Source organism: Clostridium bowmanii (assembly GCF_018861315.1).
GTDB classification, from domain to species: Bacteria; Bacillota; Clostridia; order Clostridiales; family Clostridiaceae; genus Clostridium_AD; species Clostridium_AD bowmanii.
This window is the reverse complement of the sequence record NZ_JAHLDL010000006.1, coordinates 70152-91591: the sequence shown is the minus strand read 5'-3', so window position 1 is coordinate 91591 and position 21440 is coordinate 70152. Positions and strand designations below refer to the sequence as shown.

General features: G+C 30.9%; 21 protein-coding genes and 1 tRNA gene. 18 read left to right on the top strand and 4 right to left on the bottom strand.

Features of this window, described 5'->3' with window-relative positions; translation table 11 throughout:
- The first annotated feature begins 127 nt into the window (after positions 1-127).
- From KPL51_RS05785 to KPL51_RS05755, 7 genes are all read left to right on the top strand, one after another.
- The gene (locus KPL51_RS05785; protein ID WP_216158374.1) at positions 128-691 is read left to right on the top strand and encodes a class I SAM-dependent methyltransferase; all 564 of its coding nucleotides are present in this window, start codon (positions 128-130) and stop codon (positions 689-691) included.
- Positions 692-812: 121 nt separating this feature from the next.
- Positions 813-2981: a DNA topoisomerase III gene (locus tag KPL51_RS05780; RefSeq protein WP_216158372.1), complete on the top strand. Its 2169-nt coding sequence runs from the start codon at positions 813-815 to the stop codon at positions 2979-2981.
- 131 nt (positions 2982-3112) lie between these two features.
- Positions 3113-3901, top strand: coding sequence for a pseudouridine synthase (locus KPL51_RS05775; protein WP_216158370.1), 789 nt, complete (start codon positions 3113-3115; stop codon positions 3899-3901).
- A 355-nt stretch (positions 3902-4256) separates the two neighbouring features.
- The gene (locus KPL51_RS05770; protein WP_216158368.1) at positions 4257-5039 is read left to right on the top strand and encodes a CAP domain-containing protein; all 783 of its coding nucleotides are present in this window, start codon (positions 4257-4259) and stop codon (positions 5037-5039) included.
- Between the two features lie 237 nt (positions 5040-5276).
- A complete protein-coding gene (locus KPL51_RS05765; RefSeq protein ID WP_216158366.1) occupies positions 5277-5903 on the top strand; it encodes a CAP domain-containing protein in 627 nt (208 codons plus the stop codon).
- Between the two features lie 201 nt (positions 5904-6104).
- On the top strand, positions 6105-6566 hold the full coding sequence (locus KPL51_RS05760) for a pyridoxamine 5'-phosphate oxidase family protein (protein ID WP_216158364.1): 462 nt from the start codon (positions 6105-6107) through the stop codon (positions 6564-6566).
- An 80-nt stretch (positions 6567-6646) separates the two neighbouring features.
- Positions 6647-7489: a CPBP family intramembrane glutamic endopeptidase gene (locus KPL51_RS05755; RefSeq protein WP_216158361.1), complete on the top strand. Its 843-nt coding sequence runs from the start codon at positions 6647-6649 to the stop codon at positions 7487-7489.
- A 282-nt stretch (positions 7490-7771) separates the two neighbouring features.
- Here the strand turns inward: KPL51_RS05755 and KPL51_RS05750 are convergent, their stop codons facing one another.
- Together KPL51_RS05750 and KPL51_RS05745 are read right to left on the bottom strand one after the other, a co-directional pair.
- Entirely contained in the window at positions 7772-8044 is a 273-nt protein-coding gene (locus KPL51_RS05750) for a spore coat protein (RefSeq protein WP_376770076.1), read from the bottom strand.
- 24 nt (positions 8045-8068) lie between these two features.
- Positions 8069-8275, bottom strand: coding sequence for a hypothetical protein (locus KPL51_RS05745; RefSeq protein WP_216158514.1), 207 nt, complete (start codon positions 8273-8275; stop codon positions 8069-8071).
- A 279-nt stretch (positions 8276-8554) separates the two neighbouring features.
- Here KPL51_RS05745 and KPL51_RS05740 point away from each other — a divergent pair, with 279 nt between their 5' ends.
- The 6 genes from KPL51_RS05740 (at position 8555) to larB (ending at position 14179) form a co-directional block, all read left to right on the top strand.
- On the top strand, positions 8555-9586 hold the full coding sequence (locus tag KPL51_RS05740) for a glycosyltransferase family 4 protein (RefSeq protein WP_216158359.1): 1032 nt from the start codon (positions 8555-8557) through the stop codon (positions 9584-9586).
- 4 nt (positions 9587-9590) lie between these two features.
- Positions 9591-10580 (top strand): lysylphosphatidylglycerol synthase transmembrane domain-containing protein, encoded by a 990-nt coding sequence (locus KPL51_RS05735; RefSeq protein ID WP_216158357.1) that lies wholly within the window; start codon positions 9591-9593, stop codon positions 10578-10580.
- Positions 10581-10648: 68 nt separating this feature from the next.
- Entirely contained in the window at positions 10649-11833 is a 1185-nt protein-coding gene (locus KPL51_RS05730) for a glycosyltransferase family 4 protein (protein WP_216158355.1), read from the top strand.
- A 73-nt stretch (positions 11834-11906) separates the two neighbouring features.
- Positions 11907-11982, top strand: a tRNA-Ala gene (locus KPL51_RS05725).
- A 168-nt stretch (positions 11983-12150) separates the two neighbouring features.
- Complete coding sequence (gene larC, locus KPL51_RS05720; protein ID WP_216158353.1) at positions 12151-13380, top strand: nickel pincer cofactor biosynthesis protein LarC; 1230 nt, start codon at positions 12151-12153, stop codon at positions 13378-13380.
- Between the two features lie 52 nt (positions 13381-13432).
- Positions 13433-14179 (top strand): nickel pincer cofactor biosynthesis protein LarB, encoded by a 747-nt coding sequence (larB, locus tag KPL51_RS05715; RefSeq protein ID WP_216158351.1) that lies wholly within the window; start codon positions 13433-13435, stop codon positions 14177-14179.
- Between the two features lie 246 nt (positions 14180-14425).
- Here the strand turns inward: larB and KPL51_RS05710 are convergent, their stop codons facing one another.
- Positions 14426-15556, bottom strand: a complete 1131-nt coding sequence (locus KPL51_RS05710; protein ID WP_216158349.1) for a glycosyltransferase family 4 protein — start codon at positions 15554-15556, stop codon at positions 14426-14428.
- A gap of 184 nt (positions 15557-15740) precedes the next feature.
- On the opposite strand from KPL51_RS05710, the gene KPL51_RS05705 reads away from it, so the two are divergent.
- The 4 genes from KPL51_RS05705 (at position 15741) to KPL51_RS05690 (ending at position 18958) form a co-directional block, all read left to right on the top strand.
- Positions 15741-16751 (top strand): CotS family spore coat protein, encoded by a 1011-nt coding sequence (locus tag KPL51_RS05705; protein WP_216158347.1) that lies wholly within the window; start codon positions 15741-15743, stop codon positions 16749-16751.
- Between the two features lie 4 nt (positions 16752-16755).
- The gene (locus KPL51_RS05700; RefSeq protein WP_216158345.1) at positions 16756-16980 is read left to right on the top strand and encodes a hypothetical protein; all 225 of its coding nucleotides are present in this window, start codon (positions 16756-16758) and stop codon (positions 16978-16980) included.
- A gap of 71 nt (positions 16981-17051) precedes the next feature.
- Positions 17052-17816 (top strand): spore coat protein, encoded by a 765-nt coding sequence (locus tag KPL51_RS05695; protein ID WP_216158343.1) that lies wholly within the window; start codon positions 17052-17054, stop codon positions 17814-17816.
- 86 nt (positions 17817-17902) lie between these two features.
- Positions 17903-18958, top strand: a complete 1056-nt coding sequence (locus KPL51_RS05690; protein WP_216158341.1) for a CotS family spore coat protein — start codon at positions 17903-17905, stop codon at positions 18956-18958.
- 123 nt (positions 18959-19081) lie between these two features.
- Here the strand turns inward: KPL51_RS05690 and KPL51_RS05685 are convergent, their stop codons facing one another.
- Positions 19082-20209: a glycosyltransferase family 4 protein gene (locus KPL51_RS05685; RefSeq protein ID WP_216158339.1), complete on the bottom strand. Its 1128-nt coding sequence runs from the start codon at positions 20207-20209 to the stop codon at positions 19082-19084.
- Between the two features lie 143 nt (positions 20210-20352).
- On the opposite strand from KPL51_RS05685, the gene KPL51_RS05680 reads away from it, so the two are divergent.
- Positions 20353-21357, top strand: a complete 1005-nt coding sequence (locus tag KPL51_RS05680; RefSeq protein WP_216158337.1) for a CotS family spore coat protein — start codon at positions 20353-20355, stop codon at positions 21355-21357.
- Positions 21358-21440: the final 83 nt, after the last annotated feature.

The window sequence follows — 21440 nt, the reverse complement described above, 5'->3', positions numbered from 1 at the left end:
TCATTTATGAGAATAAAAAGCACTTTATCGATATTTTTGTTATAATAATAAGTAGTATTTAAATATATACAAGAATATGTTGTTATAATTTTTAATTTAATTTAAGAAGAACTTTGGAGGGATAATTATGTTAGATGTAAATATAAAAGAAATTGATATGAAATTTAATACATCAAATGAGGTATTTTCACCTCAAAATGTTGATAAAGGTACTTTAGCAATGTTATCAACTGTTGAATTTAAGGCTGATGATAAAGTATTAGATTTGGGTTGTGGTTATGGTATAGTTGGAATATTAGCTGCAAAAATAGTAGGAGCAACAAATGTAGTTATGACTGATATAGATGTCGCAGCGGTAAAACTTGCAAGCGAAAACATTACATTAAATGATGTTGAAGGAGTTAAGCTATATCAAAGTGATGGATTTAAAAACATGGATGATAAGGAATTTAATTTAATTCTTTCTAATCCTCCATACCATGTGGATTTTTCTGTTCCAAAGGAATTCATTGAAAAAGGATTTAATAGATTAGAGGTTGGTGGAAAAATGTTTATGGTTACTAAAAGAAAAGATTGGTATAAAAATAAGTTGATTTCAATTTTTGGTGGTGTGAAGATAAGCGAAATTGATGGTTATTATGTTTTCATGGCAGAAAAGAAAACTACTACATACTCTAATAAGAAAAAATAATTATTAAGACAAATAATATTAAATTATAGGCAACATATATGTATGTAGCTTATAATTTAATATTAAAATAAACTAGTGTATAATAGTATACACTAGATATATTTGAGAGGAAGTTTTACATATGGGAAAAATATTAGTTTTAGCAGAAAAGCCCTCTGTTGGAAAAGAACTTGCAAAAGTCTTAAATTGTAGTCAAGGCGGAAACGGGTATTTAATGGGGCAAAAGTATATAGTAACTTGGGCACTAGGACATCTTGTTACACTAGCGGGTCCAGAGGATTATGATCAAAAATATAAAAGTTGGAGAATAGAAGATCTTCCAATGCTACCTAAGGATTTAAAACTTGTGATTATTAAAGAAACCTCAAAGCAATATAAAGTTGTGCATGAACTTCTTAAAAGAGCTGACGTGGATGAGCTAGTTATAGCAACAGATGCCGGGCGTGAAGGGGAACTGGTTGCACGTTGGATCATTCAAAAAGCAGGATTTAAAAAGCCTATAAAGAGGTTATGGATATCCTCACAAACTGAAAAAGCAATAAAAGACGGATTTGCCAATCTAAAACCTGGAAGAGATTATGAAAATCTATTTTGGGCAGCTCAATCAAGAGCAGAGGCAGATTGGCTTATAGGTCTTAATGTCACTAGGGCCCTAACTTGTAAATATAATGCTCAATTATCAGCGGGAAGAGTTCAAACACCAACCTTAGCACTTATCGTTGATAGAGAAAATGAAATAAAGAAATTCATTGGAAAAGATTACTGGACTGTAAATGGTAAGGTGAATAATTTTACAGTGCATTGGTCAAGTAAGAATGGAGAATCGCGTAGCTTTGACAAGCAAAAGGCAGAGGATGTAGTTGTAAAAGTGAACAATCAAATGGGTACAGTAGTAGAAGTAAATAAAGCCTCTAAAAAAGAACTTCCACCACTTGCATATGATTTAACAGAGCTTCAAAGGGACGCAAATAGAAAATTTGGGTATTCTGCAAAGCAAACCCTTAATTTAATGCAGAGATTATATGAAAACCATAAGATATTATCATATCCAAGAACAGACTCAAGACATATTACTACAGATATAGTGGCAACACTTATGGATAGATTAAAGAGTATAGCTATAGGACCATATGAAAAAGCTGCTAGAAATATAATAAAAAATAGAATTCATACTACAAGTAGACTTGTGGATAATAGTAAGGTATCGGATCATCATGCTATAATTCCTACTGAGCAGCATGTAGATTTATCTAGCTTAAACAGAGAAGAAAGGACTATTTATGACTTAGTTGTAAAAAGATTTTTAGAAGTCTTAAGTCCAGCTTTCGAGTATGAGCAAACTACTGTAAAAATAGAGGTAAAAGGTGAAAGCTTTTCTGCAAAAGGAAAAACAGTTAAATCAAAGGGTTGGAGAGAAATAAGCAGTTCAGATGATGGGGAAGATAAAGATCAATCTCTTCCACCTATAAATAAAGGGGAAGCTATTAAACTTACTTTGGTAAGGTCCGTAAATGAAAAGACGAAGCCACCAGCAAGATATAATGAAGCGACCTTACTCACCGCTATGGAGCATCCAGGCAAAGATATACAAGATGAGAGTTTAAGGGAAGCTTTGGATAACACCTCGGGGCTTGGAACTTCCGCCACTCGTGCAGATATAATTGAAAAATTATTTAGCATCTTTTATATGGAGAGAAGAGGTAAAGATATTTTCCCAACTTCAAAAGGAATACAATTAATAGGTTTGGTTCCAGAGGAATTAAAATCTCCAGAGCTTACTGCTAAGTGGGAGAAACAGCTTCAACTTGTAAGCAAAGGAAAAGCGAGTTCTATGAATTTCGTAAAAGAGATGAGAGATTATGCTTCAAAGCTTGTGAAGAACGTAGTAAATTCCTCGGAAATATACAAGCATGATAATGCTACAAGAGTTAAATGTCCTGAGTGTAGTAAGTATCTTCTTGAGGTTAACGGCAAAAGGGGTAAAATGCTAGTATGTCCAGATAGAGAATGTGGATATCGTAAAGGTGTATCACAAGTTTCAAATGCACGTTGCCCTACTTGTCACAAGAAAATGGAAATTAGAGGCGATGGAGACAATAAGATTTTCGCTTGTGGTTGTGGCTATAGGGAAAAACTTTCAGCGTTTACTAAGCGCCGCGATAAAGAAAAGGGTGCTTTAGATAAAAAAGATGTTAGTAGATTTTTAAATCAGCAAAATAAGAAAGAGGAACCTGTAAGTTCTGATAATTCGGCTATGGCGGAGGCTTTTGCTAAGTTTAATTTGAAATAGTTGTAAAGAATAACATGATGTATAAGTTGTGTGGCTTATATGTTGTGTTTTTTTTAGTTTAGAAAGGCTTGGAAAACTTACTTAGTAAGAGGGCATAAAATATTTTTTCAAAGGAAGAGAAGTGGTGAGACATGAGATTAGATAAATTTTTAGCAGAATCAGACATTGGAAGGAGAAAAAAGGTTAGGACTTATATCAAAGAAGGTATGGTTAAGGTAAATGGAGACGTGATAACAGAACCTGCCATAGAAATTAACGCAAGTTCTGATGTTGTTGAGTATCTTGGTAAAGTGGTTGTTTATACTGGAAAAGTATATTATATGTTTAATAAACCTAGGGGTTACATTACTGCAAGAGTGGATACAGTTAATAAAACAGTATTTGATTTTTTTGATGATGTTAACATGAACGGGGTATTTCATGTTGGAAGGTTAGACAAAGATACAGAAGGATTATTGCTCCTTACCAATGATGGTGAATTTGAACATCAACTAATGTACCCACAAAAGCATGTGGAAAAAACTTATTTTTTTTGGGCTTTGGGTTCTTTAGATGAGCATCACAAGGAACAATTAGGGAAAGGAATTTACATGGGGAAAGATGAAATGATAACAAAACCTGCAAAAATAGAAGTGCAAAAATGTGGGATTTATAAAGAATTTAAACATGAGATGCCTATTGAAAATTTATGCAATATAGATTCAAACAATTATAACCAATCAGTTGTCTCTGGATATATTACTATTTCAGAGGGTCGGAAGCACCAAGTGAAGCGTATGTTAAAGGCTGTAGGCTGTTATGTGATATATTTAAAGAGGATTTCTATTGGAGGATTAATGTTAGATGAATCATTGAAAAAAGGTCAGCATCGATTCCTTACAGAAGTGGAAATTCAAAAATTATTTGGAAAAACAACATGATCTATAAGTTAGGGGTATTTCTTTTTAAAAAATAGTAATTGTTGGTAGGAGTTGTTGATTTTGTTTATGGGTAAAAGATATAAATTTTGTGAAAACATAGTATGGAATTACGATTTTATACATTTTGATTACAAAAGGCGGTCATTACATGAACAGCATACTCCAACTTATTTCTACTGAAGATTAATTAATTTAAAAAAAACGACATATTAACTAAAAATTCATTTAATTACCACAAAATATTACAAAATAACCATGAATAAAATATGCAAAACTTCCATTTAGATGATAGTATATGAATGCAAAGTGAAAAACTTGCTTTGTATATTAAAATTATGAAGGTGAGGTACATAAAATGAAGAAAACTTTAAGACCATTAATATTAACTTTAGGTATTTTGGTATCAACAGGAATAAGTTCAACGGTATTTGCTGCAGATTGTAATACACCAAACTATAAAGTGGTGAATGCTAAGGACTGTAGCACAATTAATTGCACAGTTAACCCAGAAAAGAGTTTAAAGGAAATATGTGCTAAGTATGGTGTTGATGCTTCAAAGTGTTTAACAGCTAAAGAATGTTCAGCTGTTAAACCTGAGGAAACTAGTCCTTGCAATACAACACCTGCAAAGGCAACACCTGCAAAGGCAACACCTGCAAAGGCAACACCTGCGAAGGCAACACCTGCGAAGGCAACACCTGCGAAGGCAACTCCAGCAAAAACAACAGCACCAGCAGCAAACTTAACTGAGAATAACAAATTAGAAAATGAAGTAATAACACTAGTTAATCAAGAAAGAGCAAAACTAGGACTAGCTCCTTTAAAGGCTAATTCGGCACTTTCAAATGTAGCGAGAACTAAGTCTGAGGATATGAGAGATAATAATTATTTTTCTCATACATCACCAACTTATGGTTCACCATTTGATATGATGAAAAAGTTTGGTATAACATATACGGCAGCTGGTGAAAACATTGCAATGGGACAACCTACTGCAGCTTCAGTAATGAAGGGTTGGATGAACTCTCCTGGACATAAAGCTAATATTTTAAGTGCAAATTTCACTGAAATAGGAGTCGGAGTAGCAAAAGATGCAAGTGGAACTATTTATTGGACTCAACAGTTTATAGGAAAATAATAATTTAATATTGATCTGTGTGTCTTATATTGCATTTTTACAATATGAGAGGCATAGATTTTTTTTTGTGAAATGGGTTAATGGATAAAAAATAATTGTTTATATTTAGAATTTAACACATATAAGACCAAACGTCCCAGTAATAAAAAAACTAAAATACTCCTTAGCATGATAAAATGAACATGCAAATAAAAACTGGAATTTTTATATTTATATAAAAAAGGGGAGGAACAAAGGATGAAGAAAACATTAAGAATATTAATATTAACTTTAGGTATTTTAGTAACAACAGGAATAAGTTCAGCAGTGTATGCTGCAAATACTCTAAATTACACAGTTAAGGCAGGGGACTATTTGTGGAAAATATGCGTTAAGTATCAAGTTGGAGTTTCAGAGGTTTTAGCTGCTAACCCTCAGATAAAAAATCCCGACCAAATAAGCATCAGCCAAATAATAAAAATACCAAATGTATCTGAAGATAATAAATTAGAAAAAGAAGTAGTAATCTTAGTTAATCAGGAAAGAGCAAAAATAGGACTAGCTCCCTTAAAAGATAATTGGGAACTTTCCAGGGTAGCTAGATATAAGTCACAAGATATGGTAGACAAAAACTATTTTTCGCATACATCACCAACTTATGGATCACCTTTCGACATGTTGAAAAATTTTGGTATAGGATATAAGGCAGCTGGCGAAAACATTGCAATGGGTCAACAAAATGCAGCTTCAGTAATGAGTTCTTGGATGAATTCGCCAGGACACAAAGCTAATATTTTGAGTGGAAATTTTACTGAAATAGGAGTTGGAGTGGCAAAAGATGCAAGTGGAACTATTTATTGGACTCAACAGTTTATAGGAAAATAAATAATTGAGTTGGAATCTGTGTTTCTAGATATTGATTTTAACAATATTTAGAAAGATAGATTTTTTTATGGAATTAAATACTTTGAATCGCCTTATAATAGGGATTATATACAATTAAAATTGCCATTAAGTTCATAGATTATTGTATGAAGGTTATGTTACACTTAAAAATATAATATTAGAAAGGATAGTGAGATTACTATGAAAACAATGAGAAGAATTGAGAGAAAAATGAATGATATGGAAGTTATGGACCTTTTAGAGAAGGGTGAATATGGTATACTCTCTACTTGTGGAGAAGATAATCAACCTTATGGAATACCACTAAGTTATGTGATTATAGATAAAAATATATATTTTCATTGTGCAGGGGTTGGAACTAAACTAGATAATATTAGTGTGAATGATAAGGTGAGTTTTACAGTAGTTGGGAAAACTAAAGTTTTACAAGAGCAGTTTAGTACGGAGTATGAAAGTGTAATAGCATTTGGCCATGCAATTGTGCTTCTGGAGGAAGAAAAATATGAGCCACTAATGGAGTTTATTAGAAAATATAGCCCTGAATTTATGGAAGCGGGACAGTTGTATATAGATAGAGCAAAGGAAAAAGTTACGCTAGTTAAAATAGAGATATATAGTTTGAGTGGAAAGCATAGAGTATAGAGAATATCAATTATTGAGGTAAATAGTAATGGGGGTATTAAGTCGATAAAAGAATATAATAAATTAGAAAGTGTGATAGAATGAGATTCTTAAGAAACATAGAAAATGGATCCATAAATATTAAGAAAATGGGAATCATTAAAGGGTTTCTTGTAATAAGTCTATCAATTTTGTTGGAGGGATTGGGACAAGTACCTCAAGAATTTTTGAATTTATTTTCTGGGAGATTTGAAAAAGCTATGCCATATGTAGTTTTTGTTGCAGGTATACTTGTTAAATATTATGTTATTATTATTTTACTCAAGTGGCTTAGTAATTCTAGAAATGAGCAAAAACTTAAATACCACCTGAATTCAATGAGTTTTGTTTTTGCAGCCATCATGATTATAGCATTTCGTCTGATATTTGATAACAGTTTAACTTTGTGGGTTAGTAAGATATCCATGCCGGATATTATAAATGGAGCCTTCGAAGAAATATCCGTTTCACCAGTTATCGTAATACTTAGTGCTGCTGTGGTGGCCCCTATATACGAAGAAATAATTTTCAGAGGAATATTATTAAAAGGAATGGCTAAAAAGATAAATCCAACTATAGCACTTGTAGTATCGGCATTATTGTTTGGGGTAGTGCACTTTAATAGTCCACAAGGCATAAATGCATTCTTATTAGGCCTGGTTATTGGATTTATATATTTAACAACGCAGTCAATATACTTAAGTATATTTGCACATTTTATAAACAACTTACTGGCGCTTTCAGTTTCGTCGCGATTTGCGTTAATTGGTGGAAGGTATGCTATGGAAATTCATGGAATGCTTTTTATTTTAGGAATTATACTTTTAGTTATAGCTTGTATAGGCTATGAGCAAAATAAAATTAAAAATGTACCAGACATATATACGCAATTCATAGAAATATAGATTGGGTTAGATAAATAACTATGTTAAGTAGTCTCCGCTTTATGATAATTCATATTTTCATCGTGCGGGGATTTTTTTATATTGATTCAATTATATAATGAAATTAAAATTCAAAAGACTTTATATAAAAAATAGAATAGAGAGATGCTTTATTTAATAAAAAGTGTAAGTTAAAAAGTCTATCGAAAAATATAGGAAATAAAATTTTATAATTTTAAAATGCCTCTAGCATATTATATATTTTAGAGGCATTTTAAATTATTAAAGCATTACTATGTTATATTATTTTAATTCAGTAAACATTTGGGTAGCATCATTTTTTAATTGTTGAACTTCATTATCAGGAGCATCTTTTGTAGGATACCATCCCTTTTGTTTCATTGCATCAAATATTTTATATTGAATAGTTTGATTGTTTTTAAAGTTATCCATTAGTGTACTTCTCAAATTTTCACAAGAGGATTCAGTTATTCCTGTACTGTAAGCAGATATAACTTGCTTTTCTGTAGCAAGCAGATCCTGCATTAAATCTTTTTCACTCATGCATGTGTTCATATAATATCCCTCCATTTATATATATTATTGATGAGAGTCGAGGTAAGTTTTTAAGGTGTTAAAGTTTTGTTTGTGTGTTTGGCTAGATTCAGTACAAAGATTCTTCAAATTTTGGTCAGTACATTGAGAAGCATATTCACTAAACTTCTTATTTAGCAATGATTCGTAACCTAATTGATCTTTAATAACTTTTAGATTGTTGCTTTCTATTTGTTTATCTGTAGTATTCATCATATTTAATACCTCCAATTTTTTTTTTAGACAACTACAAGCTTATTATTTACTTTTCATCTTAAAATATTACTGGTAATATAATGAATTTTAAATGTCTAATTAAATGATAAATTATGGGTACCATAAGAATATTAATAAAAAAGTGTTATTATAAATTTATTTTTATAATAAATCCGTTAAATTTAAGAAAATTTTAAGGTAACATTAATTTGTATTTAATATTAGTAGAGTACAATAAACTTAGTGAAAAGGTTAATTTAGATGGGAGTGACGATTATGCCTACTATAAACATGCTGTCCTCCGCTGACAAAGTAAAAGGGCAAGGAGTCGGGTCAGCTTATCTCGAACAAGTAAATTTAGTCCAAAAGGGATTAGATAAAGAATTTAAAGTTGTAATAAATAAAAGAGAAAGAACCGAAATAATGCATTATCATACTATTGATTTTAAACATTATTTAAGCATACCTTTTGCAAAAAGAAAGGGTGTAACGGTGGGTTACGTGCATTTTTTACCGGAGACTATTGAAGGAAGTATTAAATTACCAAATTTGATAAAGAAAGTTTTTTATAAATACATTATAAGCTTTTATAATAGTATGGATTTTCTAGTTACAGTAAACCCTAATTTTATAACTAGGCTTGAGGCCTACAATATTGACAGAAAAAAAATAACATATATTCCTAATTTTGTTTCTGAAGAAAAGTTCTATAAGCTTTCAGCTGAGGATAATTACATAGCAAGGAAAAAATTGAAAATCGCAAAGGATGCTTTTGTTGTACTTGGAGTAGGACAAATACAAACTAGAAAAGGTGTAATTGATTTTATTGATATAGCAGAAAAAATGCCTGAAGTACAATTTGTTTGGGCAGGTGGGTTTTCTTTTGGAAATATCACGGACGGATATAAGGAATTGAAAAATAGAATGGAGCATGCACCTAAAAATATTTTATTTACAGGAATAGTTGAAAGAGATTTGATGAATGATATATATAATGTATCAGATGTTCTGTTCATGCCATCTTATAACGAGCTTTTCCCTATGTCAATACTGGAAGCAATGAATACTCACACTCCAATACTGTTAAGAGATTTGGAACTATATGAAGATATACTATTTGATTATTACTTAAAAGAACATGATAATGAAGGTTTCATAAGGGCTATTGAAAAATTGAGAGATGATTCAGCTTATTATGAAGTTGCTAAAGAAAAAGCTATAAGAGGGCACAATTTTTATTCAGGAGATAATGTGCTTGCTATGTGGAAAGATTTTTATGAAAAGGTATGTCGGATAAAAGGTAGGTAAGCCAATGAAAAATTACAAGTTGAATGTTATTTTGGGCATAGCATCTGGAGTTATATTTGTTTTGCTTATTATTTTCACAAATGGGTGGATGGACTTAATTCATCAAATGAAAAATTTGAAAATTCAATGGATAATAATTGCGGTTATTGCTATGATTTTATATTGGGCTTTTGAAGCTAAAACTTTGCAAACTATTATATTTTTAATCAAAAAAGATTATAAATTTAGACAAGCATTTAAAGTCACTATGGTTGGGCAATATTTTAATTCAATTACTCCTTTTGCATCTGGGGGTCAGCCAATGCAGTTATATGCTCTTATAAAACAAAATTTAGGAGCTGGTAGCTCTGGTTCGGTGCTGATGATTAAATTTATTATCTATCAATCTGTATTAACTATATATTCCTTAATCCTTATACTTTGGAAAGCAACTTTTTTCAAAACTAGAATGAGCAATCTATTTTATTTAATAGGGGTTGGGTTTGCAGTTAATGCTAGTGTAATTATATTCCTAATTATATTTTCAAAATACCGTAAATTAACGCATAAATTGATAATAACGTTTTCTAAAATATTAAATAAACTTAGATTGGTAAAGGATATAACAAAATTAGAAATGCATATTAATGATAATTTAGAAAAGTTCCATGATAATATGGAGATAGTAAAACATAGTGGTGTCTTAATGTTTAAAGCTGTTATTTATACAACATGCCAGCTAACAATAATTTTCAGTATACCTTATTTTATCTATCTTAGTTTTGGTATGAGCGGTGCAAGTATAGAAAGCATGATAGCCGGAACTGCCTTTGTAATGATGCTAACGGCCTTTATACCATTACCAGGAGCCGTGGGCGGAGCAGAAGGTGCCTTTTATATGTTTTTTAGCTTGTTTTTTGCAGCTAATAATATAATGGCTGCTATATTGTTATGGAGATTAATTACATTTTATTCTTGTATAATTTTTGGGTTTTATGCGTTTATGAAAGAGTAAGTAGAACTTATTGATGAATATTAGAATAAAAATTTTACTAAAATAATAACCTTTAAAGGGGGATGATTATGAATATTGGAATTTTTACTGATGCTTTTTATCCACAAGTAAGTGGGGTAGTTACGTCTACTTTGATATTGAAAAATGAGTTAATTAGACTTGGACATAATGTAACTATTATTACAGTTGCCCACCCAGATGTAGATGAAGAGGAAGGTATCATGAGATTACCGAGCATACCATTTTTCCTTCTACCTTCTCAAAGAGTTGGGATGATATATTCACGCAAAATTATGATTAAGATAAAAAAATTAGATTTAGATATTATACATACACAAACGGAATTTAGCATAGGTATATTTGGAAGAATAGTAGCTAAAAAGTTAGATATTCCTGTAGTTCATACATATCATACTATGTACGAAGACTATATCCACTATGTATCTCGTGGTATAATGCTTAAGCCTGCTTCGCAATTTGCTAAAAAGGTAAGTAAACTATATTGTAGAGATTGCAGTGCTATAATAGTACCGACAATGAAGGTAAAAGATGCATTGCATGAATATGGGCTAACAAGACATATTGATGTAATACCTACGGGAGTTGACATTGAACCTTTCGAAAGAAGTAATTATGATGAAGACCTTATCAAAGATGAAAAGAAATCTTTTGGAATAAATGAGACTGAGCCAGTTGTATTATTCATTGGGCGGCTCGCAAAAGAAAAAAGTGTAGATGTAATTATAAATAGTATGAAGGAACTAATTGTAAAAATACCGAATTGTAAGCTCCTGGTTGTAGGTGATGGACCAGAGCGAGAAAATCTAGAAGCTTTAGTTTTGGAACTAGATATTGAAAAATCAGTGGTGTTTACTGGCGAAAAACCTTGGTCAAAAATTGGTAGGTATTATCAAATGGGAGACGTGTTTGTTGGGGCCTCACTGACTGAAACACAGGGATTAACATTTACAGAAGCTATGGCAGCACAAATTCCCGTAGTAGCAAAGTACGATAAAAACCTAGACGATTTAATTCAAGATAAAACTAATGGAAGAATTTTTTATAATGATGAGGATTTAGCTGGGATATTGTATGAAGTTTTAATGGATAAAGAAGAATGTGCCACCATGGTGAAAAATGCTTATAATGCAATAGAGCCATTATCCTCTAAGTGCTTTGGGGAAAATGTTGAAAAAGTTTATATGGAGGTTGAAAGACAAAATTATATGCTTCAAAATCAGAGGGTAACTTAATTTGTTTATGATAAGTGAGTTGTCTATTCATTAGACTTATGAGTGGGTAGGCAGCTTAATAATTTTAATATGAGGGGATGTAGCTCAGCTGGGAGAGTACTTGAATGGCATTCAAGGGGTCGTGGGTTCGAGCCCCATCATCTCCACCAAAGAAAACTCGCTATATAGCGGGTTTTTATATTTTGGTATTTACATAATTCTATTAGGCTATAAAAAGCACTGTGGATAAAAAATACATATTTTTTTAGATATTTGTCCTATAATATTTGTTTGTTTGGTACAATGATATAAATACAAAAGAAATGGAGCGAATTAAAATGAAAATACTTTATTATGATTGTTTATCAGGAATTAGCGGAGATATGAATTTAGGGGCATTACTAGATTTAGGTATAGATAAAGAATATTTAATAAAAGAATTGTGCAAATTAAATTTAAATGGATATGATATAAAAGTATCAAGGGATAGCAGAAAAGGGATAGAAGGTACTAAAGTAGATGTAATATTACAAGATGATGCTGAGGATATTGTGAGTGAGCACTCTCACAATCATGAAAGCCATAATAATCATGATCATAGAAATCTAAAGGATATTAAAGAAATTATAGATTCTAGTAAGTTGAGTTCTAAAGTAAAAGAATTAAGCATAAAAATGTTCTTGAAGATTGCAGAAGCTGAGGCAAAAGTTCATGGAAAGCCATTATATGAGGTTCATTTCCATGAGGTAGGCGCAGTAGATTCTATTGTGGACATTGTAGGAGCTGCCATTTGTATAAGTCATTTAAATGTTCATAAAATAATGAGTTCTTCTGTCGAGCTTGGTGGTGGATTTGTTAAGTGCGCTCATGGAATTATACCAGTTCCAGCGCCTGCTACTGTGGAAATTTTAAAGGGAATTCCAGTAAAACTTGGAGCGGTTCCCTTTGAAACCACGACACCTACAGGGGCTGCAATCTTAGCAGCCAATGTTTGCGAATTTAAAGATAACAACAATTTCATTGTAAATAAGATAGGTTATGGCATAGGTAATAGGGATACTGAAATTCCTAATGTTTTAAGAGTAATGCTCGTAGAAGAAAATAATTTGTCTAATGCATTTAAAGTAGAAAAAGAAGAAGAAGTATTTCAAGAAATTATTGAGTGCAACATAGATGATATGAATCCAGAGCTATACGAGTACATAATTGATAAACTTTTTATTGAAGGTGCTTTGGATGTATATTTGACACCAATCATAATGAAAAAGGGAAGGCCTGGCATAAAGATAAGTATTCTATCCAAAGAAGATAAATTGGAAAAAATGAAAGAAGTATTGTTTAAAGAAACAACTACTTTAGGGGTAAGAGGTTTTAAAGTTTATAAAACTATGCTAGAAAGAAAATTTGCAAAAGTTAACACTAGTTATGGAGATATTACGGTAAAAGAAGCCTATTATAAAGGCAAAAAGATAAAAAGCAAGTTAGAGTATGAAGAATGTAAGAAAATAGCTGACAATATGGGAATCTCAGTAAGAGAAGTATATGAGAATCTGAAAAACGAAATCTAAGATATAAGATAAAAATATTTGGAAATTTTAAATTAAAGAAGGTGGTAAATATATGAATTCAGAGGAAATGAAGAAATTTCTTAAATCCATAAAAAACGGTGATATAACTATTGATGATGGCCTAGATAAACTAAAGGATTTATCATATTCTGATTTAGGATTTGCAAAAATAGACAATCATAGAGAATTAAGAGTTGGGTACCCCGAGGTTATATATTGTGAGGGAAAGACAGTGCAGCAGATAAAAGGCATAGTTAGTTTAATGCTCACTAAGGATGTTAATATTCTTGGAACAAGGGCATCTAAGATAATGTACGAAGGCATAAAAGAAATATGTGATGATGCACAGTACAATGAACTTGCAAGAACCATTGTAATTAAAAAAAAGGAAGTGGAACTTCAAAGTACGTATATAGCATTAGTAACAGGAGGAACTTCTGATATACCGGTAGCGGAAGAAGCAGCTATTACAGCAGAGATTTTTGGGAATAGAGTGGAAAGAATTTATGATGTGGGGGTAGCGGGTATTCATAGGCTATTTGAAAATCTAGATGTTATTAGGCATGCAAAGGTAGTAATTACTGTGGCAGGAATGGAAGGCGCCTTAACTAGTGTAGTTGGGGGATTAGTAGATAAACCTGTTATAGCCGTTCCTACCAGTGTAGGTTACGGAGCCAGTTTTAAAGGGCTTGCTGCACTATTATCCATGTTAAATAGTTGTTCTAGCGGTGTTAGTGTTGTCAACATTGACAACGGCTTTGGAGCAGGCTATTTAGCGAGTATTATTAATAAGCTATAAAATAGATTTAATTTTTATATGGTGTGGATTATCCCATATTCTTAAAGTGAGGTATGAAACACCATTTCACATTTAGATCAGAAATTTTACCTCTTATAAAAAAATGTGAATTGGAAAAGTAGATAAATAGTAGTATGGAATTTCTCCGGAGAGACTTGCAATAAGAAGCGAAAAAACATTTGAAATAGAATTTCCAGTTTTAAGCTCGGTTGCAAGGCACGCAGGGGAAGTTCCATACTTTTTAAATTATGAAAGAGATTCACGGTTGTATACACTCTCATAAGATTTAAGAGTATTGATTGCAGTATTTTGCCAAGAATATTCACTAGCTCTTTTTAATCCCTTAGAACCTAATTCTAATCTTAATTTCTCATTACTGAGCAAGTTTCCTATGGCTAGAGATATTTCTGAAATATCATAAGGATTAATTAAAATTCCGCCATCTCCTACTACTTCTGGAATAGAGGTAAGGTTAGAAGCTATCACAGGGGTACCACAATTCATTGCCTCTAGTGGAGGTAGTCCAAAGCCTTCATAGAAAGACGGATATATAAAGGTATCACAAGAGTTATAGAAAATAGGTAAATGCTCTTCTGGCACAAAACCAGTGAAAATAACATTATAATCTATTCCTAATTCATGTGTGAGTTTTAATAGCTTTTGGCTTGAATCTTTATAGCCACCCACAATAACTAGATTATATTTTTTGTCTAAGTCCTTATATACTTTAGAAAATGCGGTTAATACAGAAGACACATTCTTTCTTTCGCTAAAACCACCTAGATAAAGTATAAAGGGATCTGTTAAATTATACATGTCTTTTAGAAAATCATTACAAAGGGTTTTGTCCAAAGGGGCATATTTTTTATCTGCAGCTAGTGGTGTTACAAAGATCTTATTTTCATCTATTGGAAAAAACTTTAGAATGTCACGTTTTGAAAATTCGGATACAGTTATTATTCCATCACAACCTCCAATAATTAAAGGCATTTCTTTTAAAAATTTTAGCAGGTATCCTTTTCCTACTGTTTCGGGCATTACGTAGGGAATCAAATCATGTATAGTGATTATTTTCTTGCAAGAAATTTCCTGAGAGAAACCTATACCGTTTTGGGGCATATGATATATGTCTATTTTTTCCTTTGATAAATTAGCTGGGAAATAATAATCCTCAAAAAAACGTTGATGTTTTTTGGAGGTCATTACTATTTTGCAGTTTTCTCTTTTTATAGTTTCGTAATTATCACCTGACCAAAAAACATGATAGTTATTTAAAGTATCTATGTTAACTAAGTTTTTAAGTACATTTTCTGTATATGTTCCTATTCCAGTGCCACTATAAAAATTGATACCCCTAGCATCAATTGCAATCCTCATAGGATTCACTCCTTAAAATTATTAGAAAAACTTTGTATTTAAAATTGAAATCCCTTTGAAAAGGTAATATATATTAATATATTGTTTTATCTTAAAAAGTGTGCTAGATGAACAAACATAATTGTGCACAAATTATTCGGTGTGTTCATATACTACAATAGAACAATATTGCGGAGGCATGCATTTGGAAATCCAGGAATTAAAGGATTTAGTAAAAAAAAATTATTCTCTTTGTATTAACGATATAGAGAAAATAAAAAATGTATACAGAATAGAAACGAAAAATGAGATGTATTGCTTGAAAATCATTAATTATGACTTTAAGCATTTTTTATTTATCATTGGTGCAATAAAACATTTGCAGAACAATGGTTTTCAAAAAATACCTGAAATTATTGAAACTGTTGATAACAAGGAATATATAACACTTGAGAATAAATATGCTTATTTAACACCTTGGGTAAATGCGAGGGAGTGTAATTATGACAATCCTGTAGAAATAAAATTATGTACCTCAAAACTTGCGCAGCTCCATAAAAAAAGTTTGAATTTTAAAGTTACACCGGACATGTTACCCAGGATAGCATGGCTTAAATGGATAGAAACATTTAAAACCAGAGAAAGGGAAATATTAGATTTCAAAAGAAGAATATATGAAAAAACATGTATTACCGAATTTGATAGTAACTATTTAGCAATAATGGATGAAGAGCTGGCACGATGTAATAGATCAATATATAATTTATGCAAAAGTGAATATGTAAGTAAGATGAAGGAGGAAATAAAACATAAGGGATTATGCCATCATGATTACGCTCATCACAATGTATTAATGGGAAAAAATGGTGAAGTAAATATTATTGATTTTGATTATTGTATCTTAGACACACATTTACATGATTTAAGTAGCTTGCTAATAAGAAGAATGAAAAATGGTAAATGGAGTTTAGATAATGCAGCTTTTATATTGGATAGCTACGATGATACAAATCCAATCTATAAAAATGATAATGTAATAATGGCAGCATTTATGGAGTTCCCTCAGGAATATTGGCAAATAGGAATTCAATATTACTGGGAAAAAAAAGACTGGGGAGAAGAGTTCTTTTTAAAAAAACTTCAGAAGAATTATGAAGATAGAGAGGATAAGCAGATTTTTATTGATAAGTTTAGTCAAATAAAATATGGGAGGTAGTATTGTGGGGAAAAACAAAGATGACTTGTACAATGAAGAGTGCGAAATTGACATGTTGCTGCCACAGGAATCCACTGTAGAGGAATATGATACGAGACTTGATAATATGAAGGAGGAAGTTAAAAAGCTTAAGAAAATAAGAAAAAGACAAAAGAAACTTAGAGAACTAGAATTCGAACAAAAAGAGATATTAAAGAAGATGGACAAAAATTATAAAAAGAATAGATAGTACTTGAAAGTTATATTGCGATTGGGTATTATGTATTAATTAACCAATAGATTTAATTAGAGGTGATGCCATTGGCAATAAGCATCTATAATGAGTTTTCTGACTATATGGTGTTTAGAGGTATTAAAAATGTAGAGCCAAATGAATTTAAATATATAGATATGGACTTCGACATAACTGAGGAATTGGTAATTGAACAGTTTTGTGCCATGCAATCTTTTCATGAAAAATCTTTAGGATTTAACGGATATCTTAGAAATAAGTTAAATAACAATACAGGAAAAGTAATAGAGGAATATAAAATTTCTATTAAAAAGCTAGCTGGGGATATAAAAAATATTAAAAAAGATGAATCTACGGATTCCTTTGAAAAATTAATTATTGAATATGGCGAGGAGGTTATAAAAAGAGCGGAAGGATGTATAAGCGCAGTATACGAATCGGATTATATAGGGATTATAACAAGGAGCATGAGAAGATGCGAAATATGTTTAGGCAATACAGGTTTTCAAAACTTACGGAAAAATCATTTTGTTGAAGTGGTTAGTTTTGAAGATTGTAATTATAACATGGTGGAAATAGATTGTTTCATTTTGCTTAGTAAATTAAAAAGAAAAGGACTGAACCTGGACTTCCGTAAACTTATTAATGAGTTCTGTTACATTGAGGGATTAGATGATAGTAGTTCTAAATTTCTAATTGCCCTAATTTCTTATCCTAATGAATTCATAAAGCATTGTAATAGGTATAGAGAAGCTAAAAAACATGGGCGTGAAGACAAATTTCCAAAGAAACTTATAAAAGCTTTAATTCAAGATGGAGATTCATTACTTTAATGATAGTTCAGAAGGAGATGATTTAACTTAGAAATATTATAATGAAAATTTATAGTACTAAAGGTTATGATTGAAGAGGTGAGAACATGCTAGACGTTAGATATAAAGATAAGACTTATTTAAGTAAATATGATTTAGATGTAAATTTATTTAGCGAATTTGATCTATTAGTTCATGATGTGATTCCAGTAAGAAAAGTATTCATACTTGACACTGATAAGGGGGATAAGGTTTTAAAAAAAGTGAGTTATGGTACCTCCAGGTTAGAATTTATTAATTATGGTATTGAGTATATTAAAAATAATAATTTTAATAGAATTATTGAATTTGAAAAGACAAAAGACAACTTCATATATGTTCCTTGGAAAGATGAGATATATTGTATTATGAGTTTAGTAGAGGGGAGAGAATGTGAGTATAGCAATCCAGTTGATGTTATATTAATTTCTAAAGCACTAGCAGAGCTCCATAGGGCATCATCGGGACTTATAAATGATGAGGCTTTTGAAATGCTAATAGCAAAAAATCACAAGCAATATTTTTGTGGTAAAATGATTGAAAATTTTAATGAAAAATTAAGAGAACTTATATTTTTTAAAAGTATAGCAAATTTATACGAAAATAAAAATGAATTTGACTATATTTTTTTAGAACAGGTACAATATTATGAGGAAAATATAATACAAAGCATAAAAATTTTGCAATCATCAGAATACCACAATTTATGCACAGAAAAAGAAAAGGTTGTATTTTGTCATCATGACTTAGCTCATCATAATATATTGATTAATAAGGAAGAAGTATATTTTTTAGACTTTGATTATGCAATAGTAGATTTAAGGGTACATGATATTTGTAATTTTATAAATAAGGCTGTTAAAGATTTTGCTTATAATATAGAGAAATGCCATAGTATTTTAGATGAATATACACAAGTAAACCCACTAGATTCTAGAGAACTAAAAGTATTGTATGGTCTGCTTAGTTTCCCAGAGGATTTTTACGGTGTATCTAGAGATTATTACACAAGGAAAAAACAGTGGAGCGAAGAAGTGTTTTTAAATAGATTAAAAAGAAAAGTGGAATATAGAGAGGATAGAGAAAAATTTTTAGAGGACTTTAAAAATCATTATAATTGTTAGCTCCAATCCCCCCCCCATATAGTGCAAGCCTCACTATATGGGGGGTGCTTTTATTAGTTAAATAAGTTTATTAAAAAAATACCCAGTCAGTATACTAGGTATTTTATAAGGGATCGAATATTTCTATTTATTCAATAATATATTTCTATAGGCATTTAGAGTAGCTGCAGCGGTATGTTCCCAAGTTAGTGTGGATGCTTTTTTTAGACCTTTAGTTATAAGGGATTGTCTTAAGGAATTATCAAGTAGCACATTATACATTTTTTCACATAAGGCATTAACATCATATGGATTTACAAGTAAAGCAGAACCTTCAAGTATTTCTGGAATAGAAGTAACATTAGAAGCGATTACAGGTACTCCACAAGCCATTGCTTCAATTGGTGGTAGTCCAAAGCCTTCATAAAAAGAAGGGTATACAAAAATCTCACAAGCATTGTACATGAAAGGAATATGGTCCATAGAAATAAAGCCTGGGAAAATTACTTTATTCTCGATGTTCAAATCTTGTGCTCTTTTTTTATAGATATCATAAGATTTACCTTTGCTACCTGCAATGACGAGTTTCATATCTTTTTTTAGTTTTGGTAAGAGTAGACTAAAAGATTCTAGTAATCCAACAATATTCTTTCTAGGACTAAAGCCCCCGATATATAGAATATAGTCTCCTACAATAGAGTAATTTTTTTCAATAATAAATTTACTAAGAGTTTTGTTATAAGGTTTATAAATATCCTCACTAGCTAAGTAAGTAACATATATTTTTTCGCTTGGAAAATTAAAAGTTTCAATAATATCTTGCTTTGAATATTCCGACACAGTAATTATTCCATCGCACAAGGGAATAATATTTGGTAGTTTTTTATTGAAAATTTTCAGATATTGTTCACCAACCGTATCTGGCATTTTATAGGGAATAACATCATGTAGTGTAATAACAAAGGGACAGTCTTTGCTATTTGGTAACCCGATTCCATTTTGAGGAACGTGATATATGTCCATATACTTGTCTACCAATGTGTTAGGGATATTTACTTCATTCCAAAAGTTACTTTGATTTTCTTGCACAATATTATTAATATGAAAATTTTCCTTAAAGGGTATGTCTAACTTACATTCTTCAGGTACAAAAAGTGAATAATTATTATAATTGTCTATTTTATTTAAAGAGTGAATTAGTTGGTAACAATATGTTCCTATACCAGTCCCCCTATACCACTTTGCAGCTCGAGCATCAATTCCAATTCTCATTTTAAGACTCCTTAAATACTAATTTAAAATATGAATATACTTTATTATATTAAAAGAATGAATAAATGTTATTAAAAAATATAATAATATATTCTAAAAAAAAATATTGGTAATATAAATTATAAAGGGGGGGGATGAGTAATATGATGAGGGAATTTGAAATTGAAAGACAATATGGTATTAAAATAGAAAGTATACGTCCAAATAAGGGGGTATATTTCTTGAAGACAGATGATGGAAATAAGTGCTTAAAGAAAATCAATTATGGAACGCAAAAACTTTTGTTTGTATATGGAGCCAAAGAACATCTTGCAAATAATGGATTTGACAAGGTAGACAGGTATTTTTTGAATACTGAAGGAAATCCTTATGCCTTAGTTAATGAAGATATCTATACATTATCGTCTTGGATAGATGGTAGGGAATGTGATTTCCATAATGAGGATGATTTAGTGGAAGCTGCAAAAAAATTAGCTTATATGCATATTGCATCTAAGGGATATGAACCTCCGGAGAATAGTAAGTTAAAAACGGATCTTGGTAGATGGCCACACTTAATGGAAAAACGAATAAAGTCTTTTGATAAAATGAAAGACATGATTAGAAAAAAGAAAAATTTTAAAACTGATTTCGATATTAATTATATTAAGAGTTATGAGGATCAAAAGCAGTTAGCCAAAAGAGCTATGGCAATACTCGATGACTCTATGTATTTTGATATATGTAGGCAAACAGAAGAAGAAAAAGGTTTTTGCCACCATGATTATACACATCATAATATTATTATTGATAAAAATAATGATGTTAATATAATTGATTTTGATTACTGCAAAAGAGAAGTAAAAGCATTTGATCTATCTAATTTTTTGATAAAAGTGCTTAAGAAGCAGGATTGGGACATAAGATATGCTGAGATAATACTCCAGGCATATAGTAGTGTAAATCCTCTGTTAGAAGAAGAGTATAGGCTCATATATGCATTTTTAGTGTTTCCACAGCGCTATTGGAGGCTTTGTAACAGATATTATTATAATGAAGTTACATGGATTCAAAATACCTTTAACAAGAAGATGGAGGAGTTAATTTCTGAAAAAGAAAAGTGTATGGCATTTATTGAAGATTATAAGAAGGTCTTCAGTCAGAGGTAGCAGACAGTATGGTATAAATAGCATATATTATTCTATAAATAGTGTGCACCGTATTGTTTAAAAAAGTTATGTAGATATAATGT

What these genes read in the sequence shown, in the direction of transcription:
- KPL51_RS05785 (WP_216158374.1), top strand. Translation starts at nt 128, where the DNA reads ATGTTAGATGTAAATATAAAAGAAATTGATATGAAATTTAATACATCA.
- KPL51_RS05780 (WP_216158372.1), top strand. Translation starts at nt 813, where the DNA reads ATGGGAAAAATATTAGTTTTAGCAGAAAAGCCCTCTGTTGGAAAAGAA.
- KPL51_RS05775 (WP_216158370.1), top strand. Translation starts at nt 3,113, where the DNA reads ATGAGATTAGATAAATTTTTAGCAGAATCAGACATTGGAAGGAGAAAA.
- KPL51_RS05770 (WP_216158368.1), top strand. Translation starts at nt 4,257, where the DNA reads ATGAAGAAAACTTTAAGACCATTAATATTAACTTTAGGTATTTTGGTA.
- KPL51_RS05765 (WP_216158366.1), top strand. Translation starts at nt 5,277, where the DNA reads ATGAAGAAAACATTAAGAATATTAATATTAACTTTAGGTATTTTAGTA.
- KPL51_RS05760 (WP_216158364.1), top strand. Translation starts at nt 6,105, where the DNA reads ATGAAAACAATGAGAAGAATTGAGAGAAAAATGAATGATATGGAAGTT.
- KPL51_RS05755 (WP_216158361.1), top strand. Translation starts at nt 6,647, where the DNA reads ATGAGATTCTTAAGAAACATAGAAAATGGATCCATAAATATTAAGAAA.
- KPL51_RS05750 (WP_376770076.1), bottom strand. Translation starts at nt 8,044, where the DNA reads ATGAACACATGCATGAGTGAAAAAGATTTAATGCAGGATCTGCTTGCT.
- KPL51_RS05745 (WP_216158514.1), bottom strand. Translation starts at nt 8,275, where the DNA reads ATGAATACTACAGATAAACAAATAGAAAGCAACAATCTAAAAGTTATT.
- KPL51_RS05740 (WP_216158359.1), top strand. Translation starts at nt 8,555, where the DNA reads ATGCCTACTATAAACATGCTGTCCTCCGCTGACAAAGTAAAAGGGCAA.
- KPL51_RS05735 (WP_216158357.1), top strand. Translation starts at nt 9,591, where the DNA reads ATGAAAAATTACAAGTTGAATGTTATTTTGGGCATAGCATCTGGAGTT.
- KPL51_RS05730 (WP_216158355.1), top strand. Translation starts at nt 10,649, where the DNA reads ATGAATATTGGAATTTTTACTGATGCTTTTTATCCACAAGTAAGTGGG.
- larC (WP_216158353.1), top strand. Translation starts at nt 12,151, where the DNA reads ATGAAAATACTTTATTATGATTGTTTATCAGGAATTAGCGGAGATATG.
- larB (WP_216158351.1), top strand. Translation starts at nt 13,433, where the DNA reads ATGAATTCAGAGGAAATGAAGAAATTTCTTAAATCCATAAAAAACGGT.
- KPL51_RS05710 (WP_216158349.1), bottom strand. Translation starts at nt 15,556, where the DNA reads ATGAGGATTGCAATTGATGCTAGGGGTATCAATTTTTATAGTGGCACT.
- KPL51_RS05690 (WP_216158341.1), top strand. Translation starts at nt 17,903, where the DNA reads ATGCTAGACGTTAGATATAAAGATAAGACTTATTTAAGTAAATATGAT.
- KPL51_RS05685 (WP_216158339.1), bottom strand. Translation starts at nt 20,209, where the DNA reads ATGAGAATTGGAATTGATGCTCGAGCTGCAAAGTGGTATAGGGGGACT.
- KPL51_RS05680 (WP_216158337.1), top strand. Translation starts at nt 20,353, where the DNA reads ATGATGAGGGAATTTGAAATTGAAAGACAATATGGTATTAAAATAGAA.